Source organism: Chryseobacterium barbadense (assembly GCF_042849955.1).
GTDB lineage: Bacteria > Bacteroidota > Bacteroidia > Flavobacteriales > Weeksellaceae > Chryseobacterium.
The window spans coordinates 1-20,359 of the sequence record NZ_BAAFHL010000035.1; the positions used below are offsets into that span (position 1 = coordinate 1).

Below are 20,359 nucleotides of genomic sequence, written 5' to 3' on the forward strand. Positions count from 1 at the left end.
TCGGTTTATTCTGCAAGTAAAATTGCAAGAGAGGAATTTCCCAATTATGATGTTACCGTTCGCGGATCTGTATCAATTGGAAGAAGGCTTTCGGATCCACTGGCAGAATTAGTGAAAATTGATCCCAAATCTATTGGTGTCGGACAATATCAACATGATGTGGACCAGACTCAATTGAAAAATGAACTTGATTCCACCGTGATGAAATGCGTAAATTCAGTTGGAGTCAATATCAATACAGCCAGCAAGTCATTATTGAGTTATGTTTCCGGAATCGGGGAGAAAATGGCGGAGAATATTGTGAATTACCGTATGGAAAATGGTCCTTTTGAAGACAGGAAACAATTGAAGAAAGTTCCGAGACTGGGTGAAAAGGCTTTTCAGCAGGCGGCTGCATTTGTAAGAATCATTAATGCTAAAAACCCATTAGATAATTCAGCGGTTCACCCTGAAGCCTACGGAATTGTTGAAAAAATGGCGAAAGACCTGGGAATGAAAACCCATGAGTTAATTGCTAACAAAGAAAAGATTTCCCAGATACAAGCCGACAAGTATATAACCGGCGATATTGGTATTTTGGGGATTAAAGATATTTTAAAAGAGCTTGAAAAACCTGGACTAGACCCTAGAAAGGCTGCTAAAGTATTTGAATTTGATCCTAATGTAAAATCCATTAAAGATTTGAGAACCGGAATGATTTTACCCGGCATCGTTAATAATATAACAGCTTTCGGATGTTTTGTGGATGTAGGAATTAAAGAAAGCGGACTGGTTCATATTTCCCAGTTGAAAAACGGCTTTGTCTCTGATGTAAATGAGGTGGTAAAACTTCATCAACATGTTCAGGTCAAAGTAACGGAAGTGGATGAAGCGAGAAAAAGAGTTCAGTTGAGTATGATTATATAAAAAAACAATCCCTGCCGAATGGCAGGGATCATTTATTATTTTTTAGATTCTTCTACAGAAACTTTTCTGAAATCTTTGAACAACTTGCTTAGTTCTAAAGCTGATTTACGAGCTCTTGTTCCGGCTGCCTTGTTTCCTTTTTCTGCCTGTTGGTTTGCTTCAGTTGTGAAAGCTTCAAATTCTGCGTTGATTTTTTCGATTAGTTCTTTCATTGAGTTAAAATTTAGGCTGCAAATATAGCTTTTATGGGCATTCCAGCCTAATTGGGAAAGAAAATTTTGAAAAATTTTATATTGACGCTTTATTGACTAAGGCTGTTCGCCGGGAGAGTTTTGAATTGTTTTATAATTATCCCGCAAACGTCTTAATTTTGTAAAGCCGTTCAAAAATCTGAGATCTGTATATTTGGCTTTCAAAATAATATTATTTTCAATTTCAAATGTGGACTGTTCAGGGTTAGGTGCCGGGTCTACAATGCCTTCAACAAAAATTCCCCATCTCATTGCTTCATTATCATTTCCTCTTATTTTATTATGTTTTATGGCAATCTCATAGTTATTATTATATCTTACAGTAATGCCCGTTAATAGGTCCTCTCCACCAGTATTTCTAGCTCCAGGATTATCAATGTTGTTTGAGTTGACATTTAAAAGATCATTGTGGGATTCAATCATAATTCCGCTTTCCTGTATGGTACGAACGTTATTATGACAAATATCCACTCCCTTATTAAACGCGGCATAAATTCCTGCATACATAATATCATTGATCATATTATCAGCAACTACTCCACCATCAACAAATCTAACATTAATACCATGTTGGCCTGCATTTCTAACTACATTTCCTGATATTACTACATTTTTTGCAAAAAACGTAGGCATGTAGATAATTATAGAAGCATTATCAGGATCAACTTCTAAAGAAGTATTATTAACAAGAATTCCGTCTCCTCCTACACCTGTATCACTAATTACGTTATTTGATATTAAAACATTATTACAGACATAATTAGTATGATCATCATTATTTTGGAGTTTAATACCAACCTTTTTAGTATTCCTGATTCTATTTCCCAGTACAGTCATATTTGATATACCTGCATCTAAATACATTCCATGTTCAAGAATAGTATTCTCAATATCATTATCTGAAATGGATATAAACTCTGAATTTTCAGCAATAGTAATTCCCTGAGAAGAATTTTTGAAACTGTTTTTAAAAACGGAGATATTCTTTCCTCCTACTGTAATTCCTGTATTATCTTTTTTTCCAAACGGGTATTCAGGGCTAACTTCTGCCCATACAACATCAAAGGAATTTTCCACTCTGTTGAATTTAAAGGTTAGATGATTAACATTCCTTAATCCTGAAACACCTGAATACGTAAAGTCTTTGAAAATATTGTTTTCAATAGTAAGATACTGGGCACCGTAACAAAGAATTCCCACTGCTTTTGAGCTTGAACTTGGCTGGTAATCTGTTCCAAGTCCTTCAAGGCTAAATCCGGTGATAGAAATGTTGCTTTTATTTTCACAATTAAAAATTTCCTTCACCGCTGCTGACTGCTTAATATAACATCCTTTGGAAAGAAGTTTCTGATTGCTTTGTACCGGCAACGAATCATTAATGACAATTGAAATCTCATCAAAAAAGGTATCATATCCAAGAGCTAAAGCTTTTTGTATTCTTGCAGTTGTTTCGGTATAGTTTGATAAAGTATTGCCGATTCCCCACCATAATATGTTAACATAGCCGGTCCATTCTCTTTTATAAAAATCTGTTCCTTTTTTTCTGTAAATAGCACCATCTCCGTCTCCGGTTGGCGGAACTCCAACAGTAGTCTTTTTATAGACAACATGTTCGCTGGTGTAGCTATCAATAAGCTCCACTACATTATCATTGGGATAAGTACTCCCCGGAGCGAAAAAATCTTCTGTGTAAATCATATTTTTTTGTTTTAAGGTTAAATAAGTGGTTCAAATTCTTGCAAGAAATCACCTGTTATCTTTAAAACAAAAGTACTATGAGACTGCGTCAAAACTTGACGTATTTTTTTATTTATAAGTAATATGATTTTACACCACTTTAGCTTTTCGAATTATCTTTTCCAGCAAGGAAGGGAAAAACCTTTTGAGATAAGCACCGAAAACTTCCTTACCACCTATCTCAGCCTGGGATTTTCTTTTAACAATCGCAGCAAGCATTTTCCTGGCAAAGACATCAACAGGCAATCCATTGGCTGTGGCATCATCCATGGAGTTTTGTGGTTTTCCCTTTCCGGTAACGGCGTTCATAGAAATATTGGTTTGTACAAATCCGGGACAAATAATGGTAATTGAAATTTGCTCTTTGTAAAGTTCTGCCCGTAATGAATCAAAAAAGCCATGCAAAGCATGTTTGGCAGCAGCATAGCCACTTCGCATAGGAGCTCCGAAAATTCCCATAAGACTGGATACAACAGCGATTTGTCCACCTCCACTTTGAATCATATGAGGAAGTATGGCTTTAGTGAGTGCTACTGTTCCGATATAGTCTACATCCATTAAATGTTTATCTACTTTGATATCTGTCTCTATTGCCAAAGACCGTTGTGATAATCCTGCATTATTAATCAGAATATCCACTTTCCCAAATGCTTCGATGGTTTTTGCTGCTATAGCCGGCGCATTTTTATAATCTTCAAGATCTAATGGTACGATGGCATAGGAATTTTTATTCAATCCGGATTGTTGGGCAACAGATTCCAATTCTCGTTCCCGTCTTGAGGAAAGAATGATTTTTGCCTTGGTTTTTGAAGCTAATTCCATGATAATGGCTTTTCCAATCCCGGATGATGCACCGGTAACCCAGACTACTTTATGATCAAAATGCGTATTCATAATATCTTATTTAAGACTCCCAATATACTTTCCTGCTTTCATTCCGGTAAAAATACAGCCACCGAGAAACGTACCTTCCAGTGCGCGATAGCCATGCATGCCTCCACCACCAAATCCAGCAACTTCACCTACTGCATATAATCCTTCGAGAACACTGCCGTCTTCCTGTAAAACCTGAGCATTAAGATTGGTTTCAATACCACCTAATGTTTTTCTGGTAAGGATATTAAGTCGTACTGCAATGAGCGGTCCGTTTTCCGGATCTAATATTTTATGTGGTCTTGCTACCCGTCCAAGCTTATCGCCTAAATAGGATCTTGTATTTCTCAGATAGTTAATCTGTGTATCTTTTGAAAATTTGTTGTCTAATTCCCTGTCTCTTGCTTCAATCAGTGTTCTCACTTTACCATAATCCAGCAGATGGTTTCCCGAAAGCTCATTCATCTTTTGAACCAAATCCTCTAAATGATCCGATACAATAAAATCCTTTCCATGTTCTTTGAATGCTTCAACCGGACCCGGAGCTTTTTTCCCAAAGATCCTTTTCAGAAAAAGAACATAATCTTTATTGGTAATATCCGGGTTTTGCTCTGAACCGGATAAGGCAAATTCTTTTTTAATAATCTTTTGTGTAAGGATAAACCATGAATAGTCATAACCTGTATCCTGTATATATTTTAATGTTCCTAATGTATCAAAACCGGGATAAAAAGGAGCGGGTAAGCGGTTTCCTAATGCATCAAGCCAAAGTGAAGACGGTCCCGGCAATATTCTGATCCCATGATTGGGCCATACCGGATTCCAGTTTTGTAAACCTTCCGTATAATGCCACATTCTGTCACGATTAATGATATGGGCACCGGAACTTTCAGCAATCCCGATCATTTTCCCGTCTACATACGCCGGAACTCCGCATACTATATTTTCAGGCGGTGACCCTAATCTTTCCGGCCAGTTTTTACGGACCAAGTCATGATTCGCCCCGATTCCTCCGGTTGCTATTACTATATAAGCTGCTTTACATTCAAATTGATCGATCACATTTCTGTTGGTGGCCACTCCCCTTTCTTTATCATCGCTTTCGAGTATATCTCCTTTGATTCCGACAATGGTATCATTTTCCCGGATCAGGCTTGTGACCCTGTGCCTGAATTTCATTTGAAGAAGACCTTTTTCTTTCGCCTCGTAGGCTTTTTCTACAAAGGGCTTGATAACTCCGGTTCCCGTACCCCAACTTACATGAAATCGCGGAACAGAATTACCATGACCATTTGCATCGCCATCTCCACGTTCCGCCCATCCTACCATAAACATGAGCTTTATCCCCAGTTTGGAAATATATTCGTACTTCTCTCTTGCGGCAAACTTCAAATAAGCTTCTGCCCATTGTCTCGGCCAATAATCTTCTTTCCTATCAAAACCTGCTGTCCCCATCCAATCCTGTAAAGCCAGTTCGTAAGAATCTTTAATACCCATTCTTCGTTGTTGTGGTGAATTGATGAGAAATAAACCTCCGAATGACCAAAATGCCTGTCCCCCGATATTCTGTTCAGTTTCCTGATCCACCAGCAGAACTTTTTTCCCGGCATTGGTAATCTCCATAGCAGCTACCAATCCGGCCAGTCCTGAACCAATAATAATTGCGTCGGGTTTAAATTCTTTTTCCATTTTCAGCGATTAATAGAGATAAAGTGTAATTTCGAATAGGGTATATACAAATGTAATGGAAAAAACTTTTCGTTTTCATATTAATCATCATACTTAATTCTGAAATCAAGAATTATGAGACCATGAATTTTAGTTACAGGTATCACAAACTTAAATAGACAAAGCCAATAAAACAAAACAACCCACTGTAAAACAGCAGGTTGTACATTTAACTGTGACCCCAAATGTACAAAATTCGAACTTTTTATTGGAAGATTTGAGAAGATTAGTTGCTCTTGATAATTAAACATCAAATTACATAAATAAATTTTGAATAGTTTAAAATTATATTATTAAATAGTGTTCTACTATTTCTTACTTGGTTTTAACGAGTTGGGCCATATGGAAGCAATTAATTCAATGTGAGAGAAAAATTGATTTTCTTTACGGCTTTCCGATGGGCCATTCTTCGTGTGTTACGGAATATACAGGCGTTCAATTGGTTATCAATTCTAAATGATTTAAAAACTCTTTGGAATTAGCAAAATCATAGTAAGAATTTTTCAATATTTCAATTTGATATTTTAGAGGCAGGAACATACCGTATTTCGAAAAATCAAGAATCTCAGGAGTATTTTCCAAAAGATTTGTTAAAACCAAATCAAAATTGATGTTGGATAATTCAAAATTTTTCATCTTTAAGATAAATTCATCTTGAGAAGTTTTTATTTCAAAAGAAGAATCTAAGTCGGAGTAAATATTCTGAATTCCTACAGTGTCAAAAATAAGTTTAAGCGTTCTGTTTACTTTTGAGCCTGCAAATGAATAGAATATAAGATTTTTATTGGTTGAAAGTAATGGTCGTTCTTTGACAATATCTGAAAAATCAAAGACAGAAAATTCTTTCTGCATTTCCGACATAACATCCTGACTTGGTTCATCAAGAAAATCATATTCTTTTTTAGAAACCAGCACTTCCAGCATTTTTTCTCTGATTTTGTCTGTGATATTTGCACCGTTGCCTTCAAAGACTGGTTTCTTACCATCTTTTGCTGGAATTACTTCAATTTTCTTTGATTTTAAGTCAATTGCTATAATTTTCCAGATTCTTGCAGACAGGTAAATATTTTCATCTTCTCTAATCTGTAGGGTTAGTGGGATTTCCCCCACTTTATTTCCTTTATGAGATACTTTGAATAAATTTTCGGTTTGAAAAACACTGTAAAACTCTCTGCTGTTAACAATTTTCTCTCCTTCAATTCCTAAAATGAATTCTGAACCAAGTTGTTCAAGAAGGTCTTTTTCAACCAAGAATGCAATGATTTCTTCGATTTCATTTTGTGATATATTTTTGAAAGCACAGTTATGAAGTAATTCTCTAAGCAAATTTCCTTTTGACATTCCAGAACTGCCTTTTATGATAGAAAGTATCTGGTGAAGTAAAATATCATACGGCTTTTCATTCAAAGAAACAGGCTCAATGTATTTCTCATCATATAAAAGCCAACAAGCAACTGATTGTAATAGTGTCCAGCGATTTGTTGCATATAAAAACAAGTTACTTGCTTTGTCATCTCTTCTTCCGCTTCTTCCAACTCTCTGTATTAGTGAAGCGATGCTATGTGTAGCATCAATCTGAACGACCTGGTCCACACTTCCAATATCAATTCCTAATTCCAATGTAGAAGTACAGGCAATACTGAAATTTTCATATGTGTTATTCTTTGCGAAGAATTCTACATATTCCCGCACTTCCTTATCTACGGAAGAATGATGGGAAAAGTAATTCTGATGTCCTCCGACTTTATCAGAAATCTTTCTCAATTTCACGGCAACTTCCTCAACTCTTCCCCTGGCATTTGGAAAAATCAATGATTTGCTATTTCTTGTCTGGATATATAAATCTTTTAATAATTCGAGAGGCAGTTCTGCACCGCTGCCTTCAAAATATCTGAAGACTGCATTGATAGGTTTGGGGTTTGTATCCCGTATGATTTTTGTGTTCTCGACGTCTCCCAGAAAATTTTTCAGTTCTAAATATTGATTAGAATCACTGACAGTTGCAGAAAGTGCAATCGTTTTAAATCTGGCTTTATTTATTTTTTGTAAACGCGATAAAATAGATTGCAATTGAGCGCCTCTGTCGGAACCTAAAAAAGAGTGAACTTCATCAATTACTACATATTCTAATGAAGCAAACAAATGTTTTACGTTATAGGGTTTATTAACAAGCATTGCTTCTAAAGATTCTGGTGTAATTAGAACGATTCCGTTCGGATTTTTCAGCAGTTTATCTTTCTGACTTTTGCTTGCCTCACCGTGCCATTTGGTCACATTGATGTCCAAATATTCACACAATTCTTCAACACGACGAAACTGGTCATTAATCAAAGCAATCAATGGAGAAATATAAAGCACTTTCACCCCCTCTCCTTTAAAATCTGTTCTTGATAAAATAGGTAGAAAAGCAGCTTCCGTTTTTCCCGAAGCTGTTCTGGAAATTAACACATAATTATTCTCAGTTGATAATATTCTTTGGATTGCTGCTTCCTGAATCGGTCGCAAACTTTCCCAGCCTTTGTCTCTGATGTATTTCCTGATGGGTTCAGAAAGCAGATTGAACGCCGTCATAGTTCTTCAATACTATCCAGGATATTCAAGTCATTTGGTCTTTCGTCTTCAATTTCAATATCTCCAAACAATTGCTTTTTGTCAACATCAGGATTTTGACGAATGATATTTAGAATATTCAAGAAATCACGAATAACTTCTCTAGGCGTCAGGAACTCTGATGCACCTGGCTTATTAAACATTTCTTCCATAAAAGCAGAAATCTCTTCATCAGAAATATTGATTTCAGTTTTATAATTGAAATCAAAAATTAATTTCAATTTTTTCAAAAGAACAAATATTTCGTTATGGTCCAAAGGTGTAAGTTTGATGACAGGCTGTGCAAAATCACGCATTTCCAACGTTTCAAATTTGTTGGTCTGCAATCTGGATTTTAAAGCCTGATAACTAAACAAGCCTCTTCTTTCGTTTTCAAGAAATTCTCTTGTCCCGGCAAAGTTGATGAATAGATTAGACACCTTTCCCTGAAAACAATCATTGTAAATCGTAAGAATTTTCTCATAGTTTTTCTCACGCATTACTGAGGTAGAAATTTTGTAAAGGTTGATAGCTTCGTCAAGATTTATCATAAATCCGCTATATCCCATATTTACAAACAATTTGCAGAAATTTTTGAGCATATCATAAAAATTCTGGTCATTGATAATCTCCCGTACACCTAAATCCTGCCTTGCTTCGGTCTTTGTTTTATATTCTCCCTTCAGCCACTTTAATGCATTCCTTCTTAAAAGTTCATCATTTTTAATATACCCTTCGTAATATTTAACGATGACTGAACCAAAGTCAAAACCACCTACTTCTGTGATTTCGTTGATGGTTTTCATTATGGTGTTTTGAATGAGTCCAAGATATTCTTCATTACGGATATCAACCAATGAAATATTGTTTTCCTGTGAGGTTTTTGAAATAACCTGCTCTATCCATTTTTCCAATAATGTCTGTAGAGCACCTCCTTCCGGCTTGGTCTGGATAGCAATGTTATCCATAATTGCCGAATATAATAAAACACTTTTTCCATCATTAGCATAAAGGCGGTTATCCGGGGTAAAGTCTGCATTGGCAACCACAAATTTTTGTTTTAGTGCTACTGTATTAAGCAAATGCAGCATAAATGATTTACCGCTTCCGAAGTCTCCAATCCAGAATTTTGCAATGCTGTGTCCGTTCTTCACATCATTCAGTGCAGTAATAAAGGCTTCTATTTCCTCTGTTCTTCCTACTGTTATATGCTGCACTCCGATTTTTGGCACAACACCTCCTACAAGTGAGTTAATAATAGAGGTAGCTTCTTTTGGTTTAATATTATCAATCATTGTTTAATAGTTTTTTGTAATAATCCGGGAATATGGTAAAATAGTCATCGTCTTCTTCAATCAATACATCATCCAGTGCTTCATAACAGGATTCATTAATTGAATCAATCACCGAGCTCATCATTTGGTTTTTGCTTTTCAATACTTCTTCCAATTCATTCCGTGGAATGCTGAAGCTGTTTTTTTCAAAGATTTCTAATATTTCTTTCTGAAGTTCTGAAAGAAGTAAATCTGAATTAAATTTTGATATAACGGATTCTGTATAACCATTGCTGGTTATATGAATTTGGACTTCTCCTGTTTCATTTTCTATGGAATCAGATGTTTTTATTTCATCCTCCAATTCGTCCTGAAGATATTCATTCAGAAGATTGACCGTTCCGGAATGCTGTTTCTGAACTTCTTGTATTGAATTTCTGTCGATAACAATTTTTTTTCGTTTTGGCTCATATACAGAAGCTATTCTCTTCAATGCATTTCCAAGTTGCCTGTCTTTAATAAAATCATTCAAAATCTCTTCAAAATCTCTCAATTGTTCATCAGTTTTAAAAAGACTTTTCTGAATGGTCTTATTCATCTGCTTGTTATCAAATTTTGATGATTTCAAATCAGAATCTATGTAATAAACATAAAGCTTAAGAGAACTTTGCTTGTTCAGTTTCGCCATAAACTTGGAAGCTTCATAAAAAATATTTTCTACGGAAGGATTTTTTATGTTTTCCTCGGCTAGTCTGATAATTTGATTTTCAAAGTCAACTGTATTCGTATAAGTTTGTGTTATTGTTTCAAATTTAGATTTCCAACGGGTGGTATTGCTTTCGTTCAATAATTTTTCGGTGTCAGTATCAGGAGAAAGAATATTCTTCTGATCATCAATTAAGAACGCGTCTAATTTTGAAATCACTTTTTCATAGTATGGTGTAAAAATTTCTGGTGAACTATAATTAAACTCTGCTGTCAGTTTCCTCTTATTTGAATAAACCTCTCTGACATTGTTTTCGCTTAATTTAAGAATGTGTCCATAAATCTCACCTTTTACAGAGTCAAAAGTATATTTATAATTTTGGCTGCCTTTTCTATATCGGTAATACTTTCTCACAATCAAATCAGACAATTCATCCATCAGGTTAACGAATGAATTATCACTAGAAACATAATTGCTCTGAAGAAATTCCACAGCTCTCAAAAACTGTTTCAGGATTTCAGTTTTACAGAATTCAGCACCATTAAAGACATTAGTTTGAAGCCAAATTCTGTTTAGAATTTCTTCTTGTTCAGCTGAAAGATTAAGCTTTTTCTTATATTTTTTGCCAAGCTTCCAGTAATCATAATCATATTGCTGATTTTTTTCTCTGAAATGTTCTGCTTCGTCATCCATATTATATTCTTCGAGCTTCTGTAGCAGAAATGACACACCATATGATTTTGTTCGCGGAAAAGTATTTCCTAAAATTTCCAATTGATATTCGATTTTTTTATAATCCTTATGAACTTCGAAATCGTTTAATAAATCAAAAAGTAGAATAAAAGCATAGTTGGTATTTCCATTGAGAGAAAGAACATTCCCCTTTAAAAATTCCACTCTGAATTTGTCATAAAAATTTCGCTGCTCTTGTGTTGCATAGTTAATCTCATCATAAGAATAGACGTATTGATGCGGCCAATAAGGAACAGAAGAATAAGATGATGACGAAGACGAAGATGGATACTCTGATGTAATCTTTATATTACTTATCAAAGTGCTCATCAAATCAGATACGTCAATAATTGAATCATCTTTCATTTTAGATTCCACAGAATTGATCTGGTTTTTAGGTTGGGATGGGATGATTTCGTCTCTTTTTTCACTATAAGCTTCTTGAGGTTGTACTTTTATGGGATTAGAAATTGTTTTCTTAAAGGTTACTTTATTTTTAGGTGTTTTCTTGTGGTTTTTATTTATGGCAATGATAAAAAATAAAATTACCAGGATGATAAAAAAAGTCATACTCTCCTATGTTTATATGGCGTCAAACACATCAAATTCGTGAACCAAAACAATGGTATGTCCCGATTTTCTCAAGTCTAATGCTTTTTCTACTTTTCTACCATAGCAGGCATAGCTCCAGCAAGCATTGCTGGTATCGCCAATAATCAGATAATCTGTTTTCTTTGAGATAGAATTTACAGGAATGCCTCCTTTATGTTTAATAGCATTCTGAAGTTCAGTTCTGGTTCCTCTGCTGAGAATCCCTGTGACACAGAACGTTTTATTTTCAAAAATAATCTCAGGATCAATTGCGCATATTCCAGAAATATTTATATCTGCCGTTGCTTTATCAATTGATGCTTTTACATCATTATTACTTAGTTCAACGAACTGCTTGATAAATGCCATCAGTATTAATCTCTCGTATTCATCAATTTTCTTATCAGAAACCACCGAAAGAACAAGACTTCGTATTTCATCATATGGATAATAGGAATTCAGGTGCTCATTCTCTGAAAGCCATTCGTGAAGTTTAAAAATTTCTGTATCATTAAGTTCTCTATCAGATAAGATTCCGTGAAAAATCCCCTGGAGCTGTTGTAAATCAGAGGTAATCCCATTATAGTAGATACTATCGTGTTCATATTTTTGGCAAAGCCAATAAAGGTCTTTAATAGCCTCCTTTGGTGGAATAGCGTTAGAAACTGTATTATCAATCAGTGACATAAATTCCCGAAAAGGATTTCTGTTCACTAAATAGTGGTGTTCTCTTGCCCATAACTGCAATTCCTTCATCTCATAAGAGTCTATTTTATCATCAGAAATAATTCCTAATAAAATGCCTTTGAGAGAATTTATTGCCTTATCAGCTCTTGCTTTAACAGTTACGATTTGCTGTTCCGAGTTTTCAAAGTTTGTCATAGTTTTTAATATTTGTTGTTTATATTTTCCCCAACTGGTATCCTTTAATTTCCGACCTAATTTACATTATCTATCTCAAAATCTTCTAAAGTGTACATGTTTTCAGGTAAGAAGATTTCCATTTCTTTTAGTCGTTCTTTTGCCTTTTCAACATCATTTGTATAGTAAATTGCAACTAAGTCTTTTTTCGCTCTGGAACAGGAAACATAAAACAACCTTCTTGTTCGTGATATAACATTATCCTTTCCTTCTGCAATATTGTTATTATCGCGTTCAGAAAGTGGAGAAACTCCTATATATTTATCATAAGAAAATTGAATGTGAGTACCTTCGTCATCATCCATTATAGTTATCACCTTATCAAACTGTGCCCCCTTAATTCCTTGTTGTGTTGCAAAAGGTGACTCATTTTCAAAATACTTTCTATATCCCCATAGTTCTTTTACAGCACATTCAAAATATTTTTTCATTGCATTGATTTCTGTTGTGATGTTCAAATTTTCTTCCTCCTCTTCGGGTAATAAAACAGCATTATTTATATGATCGAGTATCCTCTGGTCAAGTACTGCAAGATCATATTCACTTATCAATTTTAGAACATCCAAAACAGTTGCAGTAGAATCTTCGCTAATCATCATTTCAGTTAATTTGTCGAGACCTTCTTTAAGTTTTGCCAGTAATCCACGTAACTCAATACCTCTTACACTAACATTTGAAAGCTTGGGACTTTGAATGCGTAAAATCGTCATAACTTCAAAATCCAAATTTGAAATTTGGTAATCCACAATTGGCAACACGAAATTCAAAAAAGGCTTGAGCGGCCAAGCTGTTCCGTCAAGAAACCCTTCTCCAAATGATATTGGAGCATCATCATTCATGGCAGAATATAGATTAGGGAACTTCAACCGTTTCGCCGCCATACGATGAACAATTACAAAAACCTTTACTTCATTATCACTTAACCACAATTCGCTACTGAATTTTTTTGAACACCATTCCCTGACCCTTTGGAGATTAATGGTACGCTCTTCCTCACTATTTAGTGGGAGGATAAATATTTGAGCACTGCCATTAATTGGCAATGATTTTCCATCAACATCTTCCGTACGTCCTCTAGTTTGTTCCAAGCCATCAGCAGGCTTACGTATTGCATTAATCACTTTTAATACCTGCTGAGAGCATCGAAAATTCTCTTGTTTTGTGATGGATTCCCAGTTTGCTTCTATCGGAATTTCACCTATTCCTGTTGGAAATATTTTTTGCATCGGGTCACCAAAAAAACCTAAACAAAATTTTTCACTGTGATTGTTGTCTATTTCTTTAAATGCGGATACTATATTAATAAATGTATCCTGACTTTCATCTATAAAAATATATGGGTACTTTTGGCTAATAATGGTGCCTAACATTTTATGTTCTGTAATAGATGATGTAACAAGCTTTATGATATCATCGTGCCCTAATATACCTTTAGAATAATTGCTACCGATACCATAATTAAAGTAAGGCACATCTTTTATGACTTCAGCTTGCGAGTGTAATTTAACCAGTTCTTTCTCTATTTTTTCCCGAGTTCGAGTACGAGGGTTAGCAAGTTTCTGTTGTAATTCTGCACATTTTTCATTTATCCTCTTTATTACCCATCCGCGTATGTCATTTTGAAATGGTCGAATTACCGTCCAGAAAAAACTGTGAATTGTTGAAACATGAACAAGTGGGTTACTTCGTACATCATTCCAAATCTCTTTTGCTGCAATTTCTGTGTAAGTAATACATGCAGCTTGTTGACCACGCTTTCTAAGCAGCTCTCCTTGTGTTGTAATAATATGGTCTAAAGCCTTGACCAGAGAAGTTGTTTTTCCTGATCCTGCCCCGGCTACCATATTAAAACTAACGCGTGGTATTTTATCGAGACATTGTCGAAGTTTGATGTCAGCAGCTGTATCCGGAGAATCTATTCTATTTGCCATCTTACTTATAGTTTAGGTTCAACTTCAGTTCTCTCAATAATTGAAGTTGCAATTTCATTATTACTATCATCCTGAACAATCAAACCAGTTAACCATTGTAAACCTTCTTCTATATATAGAGGAACTTTCCATAATACAGGATCTTCTGCCATTACTCCCAACGCAAAACTTGTTTTATCAAAAGAATTAGATTTTACCCTCTTATGAATCTTCTCTGCAAATTCCAAAACTGTTTGTGGACTTTTTGTTAATTTAAGACCTATGTGCTTTCTTTTCATATCCTGCGACCAGTTTGCATTTTCCAGGGCAAAGGCTTCCTCCAACGTTCTTCCGGCAACAGCTTCGGTATTGCCATTCCATTCCACATCAACATTCCTTTGATAAGTTACATAAATAGTGGCTTGTGATTCATCTGTACAAGGTTGCACCAAATCAGTTGATTTTACTGCTAGTAAATCGGAGATCAATATTTTCCTTGGTAGCCAATTAACAAGCGTTTGGTTTGATGTTATTGCATCGAGATAATATGTAACACAAGCTTTACCGAGTCTGTATTTTTTGACTTCTGGTTCGGAACCGTCTTCTTTGTCCATTTCAAGTTCGATTTCTAATTCTTGTTCATCATCTTCTTCCTCGTCTTCACCCTCTTCATTTTTATATTGTTTAACACTATCCAGATCAGTGATTACTAATGCGGGTATACCAAGAAATTCAATGAGACTTTTAAATCTATAAGCATAAGCTCCTCCAACCTCCATTATACTCAGGTAAGATGTTTTCAAAGAGCTCGCACATTTTTCAATCATTAAAGGCAATAGAATGCGTTCTACTGTTCCTTCGACTAAGATCGTAGCATCAGCAAAGAATAAATCACAGTGCGTTAGTTTCATATATCTTTCCAAAAAATCTTTTTGTGGTTCGCTTAAATAAAAATTTGATAGATTTAATGCCGTAGAATATTGATTCACGCCCGCCTCTCCTTGCCGCCTGAAGTATCTTATCGGACGAAAGCCCCGTTCATATAAAATATGAGGTGAATGAGTCGTTAGAATCAATTGGGTACTATAATATTCCGCATCATCACCGTTAATCTTAAGTATCTCTAATAGCTGTCGGATAAATACCTGTTGAAGCTGAGCATGTAAATGTGCTTCTGGTTCTTCTATAACAATGAGCTGTAATAAAGCACGTTCTTCTTTTTCGTCCACCCATCGTGCTTGGATATCTAACAATTCGACAACCATATAGATCAGATTTTTATAACCTAGTCCATTATAATTGTCTGGAAGTGTAAGCGAATTATCTTTTCCATCCAAAGAATAATGCACTCTTGTATCTTGACTCATAATCATTGTTGGGTTGAGCGCCGATCGAATTACAAGATGAGGGTTTAAAATTCCAGGATATCCAAGCTCATTTAATTTACTTAATGTACCTTCAAATACTTTTTTAAGATGTTCATTAAATTGTAATTCGGAATCAAACAATGCACTGAGGGCTTCATGATCTTCTTCTCTTTTTTCGAGATTTCTTTTATAGAAACGGCTTAAACATTTTGACAAATCCTCAGCTCTGCCATTGGAAGCCTGATCTGATAAATAGCGCTGTGCGTGTAATGTATCAACACGTATTAATGATTTTAATAGAGGTTTACCTCGATCGGATGGAAACGCAGACGGAACATATGTCAGATTCTGATTAAAGTTATTGTCAAATTGAGATCTGTCTAAAGAGTAAAATTTGAATTGATATTCCTGATTTAAATTTTTACCTAAAAAATCTACTAAATTTTTTGGCCAGGGTCTATAGGTTTTTTCCTCAGCTTTGGGTTTATGTGCTGATGCTTTTGTTTTCGCATCAATATATCTAGCCAATATATCTTTGCTGCTTTTAGGTTGAAATTGTATTCTCAATCCTATTATTGAACCTTCCCATGTAACCGCAGGTAAAAGATCAAGAACTCTATGTAGGTCATTTTCTCCGATCTCAAACCATATATCTAAACTTATTGATGGTAGCTCCAACTCGTCAGCAATACTCTTTTCTGGATCATCACCTATTTTATTGATTTCTTCCCAACAACTTGAAGTGAAATCATACACGGTAAATTTGTCCTTTTTATCATTAACAAATAAATCAAATGCATGAGTTGCTGATGTTTTGCCGCTATTATTTGCACCTACAAAGATTGAAATATCTGTCTCCAGATCAATAATTATATCTTTCAAGCGACGAAAATTTTGAATTTTAAAACAACTGATTCTCATATTAATTGATGTTTTATACTGAAAGTTCCAAATAAACTAGGATTTCAGGATCTTGTTTTTTTGGTTAGTAGTTTATTACTAATTTATACAAATTAAAATAAATCATTATAAATTGATTTACGGAAATCCGTAAATCTTTCAATAGAGTATAATATTATTTAATAATGTTAAAGTAATTTGCTAATTATTAACAATACTAACTGCCTATCTGTACATAAGAGTAAGTGCTGCTGTGCGGGCTATAAAAGGATACTCTCAACTTAGTCAATCAGATCAGCCCATCAGATATTGCAAACTGAATCATATCACAATTACTGAAACCATTTTTGAAAATTTTTCTGCTAAACATTCACGTACGGAGTGGAATAAAATAAAATTAGAAATTCTGACAACAGCTATAATGTCAATTTGGTATTTGACCATTTAAAAACTCTACAAAATATATTGAAGATTATTTGAATACATTTTAACTATTTATAAATTGCAAAAAGAACAATATTTTTTTCAGCTGTCAAAAATGCAACCTTATAATATACCACTAAAGAAAAATGCCATCTATATTGACGGCAAAGATAGAACCGATGAAATCCAATCCTACTCTTTCGTCGGTGATAAGTGTATTGTGGTTTACAAAAATAATGACAAATCTTACTCCTATAATCAAAGTAAAGTTCAAATCGTGAAATCTGCTATACAAAGTAAAAAGGCAGAAACCATTTTCACTTATTTAAAAGAAATAGCAAATACAATTGGACTTGTTACCGAAGAAGGAAACAATATTCTTGCAGGCAGTTATAATAGAATGTCATTTATTCCTGAAGATTCTATCCTTTCCAATTATTTAAATGAGACAGAACCAAAGAAGAACAATATTACTTCACCTATTGAAATTTTCCCTTTTGGTTTTAATCTCAGTCAGAAAGAATGTGTTAATAAAGCATTTTCAAATTCATTAAGCATTATTGAAGGGCCTCCCGGAACAGGAAAAACACAGACCATTCTCAATATTATTGCCAATGCAATGATGAATGGAGAAAGTGTGGCAGTAGTATCAAGCAATAATTCGGCAACAAAAAATGTGTATGAAAAACTGAATAAGAATGGAATTTCTTTTATTGCTGCATTACTAGGGAGTACACAAAATAAAAAAGAATTTATAGAATCCCAGACAACTGTTCCAGATCTATCGGAATTCAAATTGTCTGAGCAACAAAAAGCTGAACTACTGGAGTCTAATCGGGAGCTTTTTGCTCAACTTACTGAAATTTTAGCTAAAAAAAACGAACTGGCATCATTAAACCTGGAGGTTGAAAATATAAAAACAGAACATCAACATTTTCTCAATAATGTAAAAATAGTTACAGGTTTTGATTTTAAAAGAAATATTACCTCAAATCAATTATTATCTCTTTGGATTAAAATTGAGAATTACGAACAATCTGGTAAACAGTTTAATTGGTGGAGAAAGTTCATTTTTCATTTCCTATATAGAATTAAAGAAAAAGATTTTTATGCACTGTCCTATCAGGAAATGATCCAACTTGTTCAGGCGAAATATTATACTACCAAAATTTCAGAATTAAGTCTTCGACAAAAGCAAGTACAAAACTTATTGAAACAGTTTTCTTTTGATGATAAAATGAAAGAATATACTGAAGTTTCCATGCAGCTTTTCAAAAATGAGCTTTACAAAAACTATAAGGAAAGGGATCGTCCAGAATATACGGAATTTGATCTTCGTTTTAAATCAGAAGAATTCATCAAAGACTATCCTGTCATTATGAGTACAACATACTCGCTAAGGAAAAGCTTAGCAGAGAATGTTGTTTATGATTTTGTTATTATTGATGAATCTTCACAGGTAGATTTGGCAACAGGAGTATTGGCTTTATCCTGTGCCAAAAGAGCCGTAGTTGTTGGAGATTTAAAGCAACTTCCGAATGTAGTAAATGCTGATACAGCTCAGAAAACGGATTTGATTTTTCAATTATTTAATTTACCTGAACCTTATCGTTATTCTAATCACAGTTTACTTTCATCGATAACTGAACTATTTCCGGAAGTTCCTAAAACGCTTTTAAAGGAACATTACCGTTGCCATCCCAAAATCATTGAATTTTGCAACAGAAAATTTTATAATGATGAACTTATTATCCTTTCAGAAGTTAAGACTGATCGGGAACCTCTTTTAGTCTATAAAACGGTAAAAGGAAATCATGCCCGTGAAAGAATGAATCAACGGCAGATCGATGTAATTATACAAGAAATAATTCCTCAGCAACAACTTGAAACAGTAGATCTGGGTATTGTAACTCCTTATCGTAATCAAACTTTAGCGTTACAAAATGCTTTTAAAGGAACATCAATAAAAGCTGATACGGTGGATAAATTCCAAGGAAGGGAAAACGAAGTGATTATCCTTTCAACAGTCGATAATGAAATATCTGAATTTACTGACAATCCTAACCGTTTAAACGTAGCAATTTCCCGTGCTATTCATCAGCTTATTTTGGTGGTTAATGGAAATGACAATGAAAACGATAATAATATCTCTGATTTGATCCGCTATATCGACTATAATAACTTCACTATTATCAAGAGTGATCTGCACTCTATCTTTGATTATTTGTACAAAGGTTATGAAGAAAAAAGAAAAGCACTTTTATCACAACAAAAGAAAAAATCGGTGTTTGATAGCGAAAACTTGATGTATGCACTCATTAAAGATGTACTATCTCAAAACAAATTTTCAAAGTATGATGTCGTTTTGCATTTTCCTTTGCGAGGCCTAATTCTTGATTATTCCAAACTAACAGCGGAGGAAGAAAAATATGCCAGACACCACTCCACGCATCTTGATTTTCTAATTTACAATAAGCTGGGTAAAAATCCGGTATTAGCTATAGAAGTTGACGGTTATGAATATCATAAACAAGCAAGCATACAAAGTAATAGAGACATGATGAAAAATGAAATTCTTGAAAAATACAGTATGCCTCTACTCCGTTTTTCTACAACAGGAAGTGGAGAAGTTGAAAAGTTAGTTCAGAAATTAAGTGCAATAACAAAGTAAATTATATTTCAGGAATAAATCATTGAAAAATTCGGTTTCCAATCAGTTTGTATCCTATGTACAGAGAATTGAAAAAGTATCAAGTACATAACCTAGAAAATCAATAGTGGTTTCTGCTTTTTTATTGGGATAAAGTTTCATTGCTCTCATCCGGGTACAATCATCAATGGCCGTGAATTGATAGCATTTAGCACCTATTTTAGTAACATCCATCTGAACCCGATCTCCTGGAATGGGCCTGCTGTAGCGGGTTGTCTGCCCATGCTTCCTATATTTTTTTATGTTAGGCATTCCACTCCCCTTAATTACTCGCCAAACTGTAAGTGCAGAAATATCGATATTATGGATTCGAAGAAGATGAAGGCTTATTCTTTGTGGGCCAAAATTATACTCAAATCGTATGGCTTTCATAAGTGTGACTAATTCATCACTGACCTTATGTTTAGCTAAAACTTTTGGGCGTGTGGAATGACCTTTTAGGGCATCCTTCTCATTATCTTTAAATCGCTTTATCCATCTGTACAAGGTAGTTCGGGGAATACCACACTTTCGGGCAGCTTTACTTACTGAACCCAGCCGTTCATAACACCTTATCCAGGTTTCTCTAGCTTTGATTTGCCTTTGCTTAGCATCCATTGAAAAAGGAATTAATAAATAACCTCCAACGTCAATTGCTGCCGCAGGCTTGCTCGTTTTAAACAGTTGCCTTTGATAGTTTTAACTTGGTAATGCCCGAATGAAGACAGGCAACTAATTTAAAACGCCTTAACCAAATCTACG

Annotated in this window: 13 protein-coding genes; 2 read left to right on the forward strand and 11 right to left on the reverse strand. The window is 34.6% G+C overall.

Going from position 1 to position 20,359, the window contains the following annotated elements; translation table 11 throughout:
- Positions 1 to 906 (forward strand): helix-hairpin-helix domain-containing protein (locus ACGHIN_RS12370; protein ID WP_390453917.1); only part of this gene is annotated, 906 nt, incomplete at its 5' end.
- 35 nt (positions 907 to 941) lie between these two features.
- Here the strand turns inward: ACGHIN_RS12370 and ACGHIN_RS12375 are convergent.
- The 10 genes from ACGHIN_RS12375 to ACGHIN_RS12420 all read right to left on the reverse strand — a co-directional run bounded on the left by ACGHIN_RS12375 (position 942) and on the right by ACGHIN_RS12420 (position 16,506).
- The gene (locus ACGHIN_RS12375) at positions 942 to 1,118 is read right to left on the reverse strand and encodes a histone H1 (protein ID WP_034684091.1); all 177 of its coding nucleotides are present in this window, start codon (positions 1,116 to 1,118) and stop codon (positions 942 to 944) included.
- Positions 1,119 to 1,214: 96 nt separating this feature from the next.
- Entirely contained in the window at positions 1,215 to 2,855 is a 1,641-nt protein-coding gene (locus tag ACGHIN_RS12380) for a right-handed parallel beta-helix repeat-containing protein (RefSeq protein WP_390453919.1), read from the reverse strand.
- A gap of 129 nt (positions 2,856 to 2,984) precedes the next feature.
- Positions 2,985 to 3,788 carry an SDR family oxidoreductase gene (locus ACGHIN_RS12385; RefSeq protein ID WP_390453921.1) on the reverse strand — a complete coding sequence of 268 codons (804 nt, stop codon included), beginning with the start codon at positions 3,786 to 3,788 and terminating at the stop codon, positions 2,985 to 2,987.
- A 6-nt stretch (positions 3,789 to 3,794) separates the two neighbouring features.
- The gene (locus ACGHIN_RS12390) at positions 3,795 to 5,456 is read right to left on the reverse strand and encodes an FAD-binding dehydrogenase (protein WP_390453923.1); all 1,662 of its coding nucleotides are present in this window, start codon (positions 5,454 to 5,456) and stop codon (positions 3,795 to 3,797) included.
- A 474-nt stretch (positions 5,457 to 5,930) separates the two neighbouring features.
- Positions 5,931 to 8,066: a DEAD/DEAH box helicase gene (locus tag ACGHIN_RS12395; protein ID WP_390453925.1), complete on the reverse strand. Its 2,136-nt coding sequence runs from the start codon at positions 8,064 to 8,066 to the stop codon at positions 5,931 to 5,933.
- Complete coding sequence (locus ACGHIN_RS12400) at positions 8,063 to 9,379, reverse strand: ATP-binding protein (protein WP_390453927.1); 1,317 nt, start codon at positions 9,377 to 9,379, stop codon at positions 8,063 to 8,065. The genes ACGHIN_RS12395 and ACGHIN_RS12400 overlap by 4 nt, the downstream gene beginning before the upstream one ends.
- The gene (locus ACGHIN_RS12405) at positions 9,372 to 11,366 is read right to left on the reverse strand and encodes a tellurite resistance TerB C-terminal domain-containing protein (protein WP_390453929.1); all 1,995 of its coding nucleotides are present in this window, start codon (positions 11,364 to 11,366) and stop codon (positions 9,372 to 9,374) included. The genes ACGHIN_RS12400 and ACGHIN_RS12405 overlap by 8 nt, the downstream gene beginning before the upstream one ends.
- A gap of 12 nt (positions 11,367 to 11,378) precedes the next feature.
- Positions 11,379 to 12,269, reverse strand: coding sequence for a BRCT domain-containing protein (locus tag ACGHIN_RS12410; RefSeq protein WP_390453931.1), 891 nt, complete (start codon positions 12,267 to 12,269; stop codon positions 11,379 to 11,381).
- A gap of 56 nt (positions 12,270 to 12,325) precedes the next feature.
- The gene (locus tag ACGHIN_RS12415) at positions 12,326 to 14,239 is read right to left on the reverse strand and encodes a UvrD-helicase domain-containing protein (protein ID WP_390453933.1); all 1,914 of its coding nucleotides are present in this window, start codon (positions 14,237 to 14,239) and stop codon (positions 12,326 to 12,328) included.
- Positions 14,240 to 14,244: 5 nt separating this feature from the next.
- Positions 14,245 to 16,506, reverse strand: coding sequence for an ATP-dependent nuclease (locus tag ACGHIN_RS12420; protein WP_390453934.1), 2,262 nt, complete (start codon positions 16,504 to 16,506; stop codon positions 14,245 to 14,247).
- Between the two features lie 517 nt (positions 16,507 to 17,023).
- Between ACGHIN_RS12420 and ACGHIN_RS12425 the strand changes: the two genes are divergently transcribed.
- Positions 17,024 to 19,579, forward strand: a complete 2,556-nt coding sequence (locus tag ACGHIN_RS12425) for an AAA domain-containing protein (RefSeq protein WP_390453935.1) — start codon at positions 17,024 to 17,026, stop codon at positions 19,577 to 19,579.
- A gap of 54 nt (positions 19,580 to 19,633) precedes the next feature.
- Here ACGHIN_RS12425 and ACGHIN_RS12430 read toward each other — a convergent pair whose 3' ends face one another.
- Positions 19,634 to 20,215 carry a helix-turn-helix domain-containing protein gene (locus ACGHIN_RS12430; RefSeq protein ID WP_390453936.1) on the reverse strand — a complete coding sequence of 194 codons (582 nt, stop codon included), beginning with the start codon at positions 20,213 to 20,215 and terminating at the stop codon, positions 19,634 to 19,636.
- Between the last annotated feature and the right edge of the window lie 144 nt (positions 20,216 to 20,359).

What these genes read in the sequence shown, in the direction of transcription:
- ACGHIN_RS12375 (WP_034684091.1), bottom strand. Translation starts at nt 1,118, where the DNA reads ATGAAAGAACTAATCGAAAAAATCAACGCAGAATTTGAAGCTTTCACA.
- ACGHIN_RS12420 (WP_390453934.1), bottom strand. Translation starts at nt 16,506, where the DNA reads ATGAGAATCAGTTGTTTTAAAATTCAAAATTTTCGTCGCTTGAAAGAT.
- ACGHIN_RS12430 (WP_390453936.1), bottom strand. Translation starts at nt 20,215, where the DNA reads ATGGATGCTAAGCAAAGGCAAATCAAAGCTAGAGAAACCTGGATAAGG.
- ACGHIN_RS12405 (WP_390453929.1), bottom strand. Translation starts at nt 11,366, where the DNA reads ATGACTTTTTTTATCATCCTGGTAATTTTATTTTTTATCATTGCCATA.
- ACGHIN_RS12380 (WP_390453919.1), bottom strand. Translation starts at nt 2,855, where the DNA reads ATGATTTACACAGAAGATTTTTTCGCTCCGGGGAGTACTTATCCCAAT.
- ACGHIN_RS12385 (WP_390453921.1), bottom strand. Translation starts at nt 3,788, where the DNA reads ATGAATACGCATTTTGATCATAAAGTAGTCTGGGTTACCGGTGCATCA.
- ACGHIN_RS12415 (WP_390453933.1), bottom strand. Translation starts at nt 14,239, where the DNA reads ATGGCAAATAGAATAGATTCTCCGGATACAGCTGCTGACATCAAACTT.
- ACGHIN_RS12390 (WP_390453923.1), bottom strand. Translation starts at nt 5,456, where the DNA reads ATGGAAAAAGAATTTAAACCCGACGCAATTATTATTGGTTCAGGACTG.
- ACGHIN_RS12410 (WP_390453931.1), bottom strand. Translation starts at nt 12,269, where the DNA reads ATGACAAACTTTGAAAACTCGGAACAGCAAATCGTAACTGTTAAAGCA.
- ACGHIN_RS12400 (WP_390453927.1), bottom strand. Translation starts at nt 9,379, where the DNA reads ATGATTGATAATATTAAACCAAAAGAAGCTACCTCTATTATTAACTCA.
- ACGHIN_RS12425 (WP_390453935.1), top strand. Translation starts at nt 17,024, where the DNA reads ATGCAACCTTATAATATACCACTAAAGAAAAATGCCATCTATATTGAC.
- ACGHIN_RS12395 (WP_390453925.1), bottom strand. Translation starts at nt 8,066, where the DNA reads ATGACGGCGTTCAATCTGCTTTCTGAACCCATCAGGAAATACATCAGA.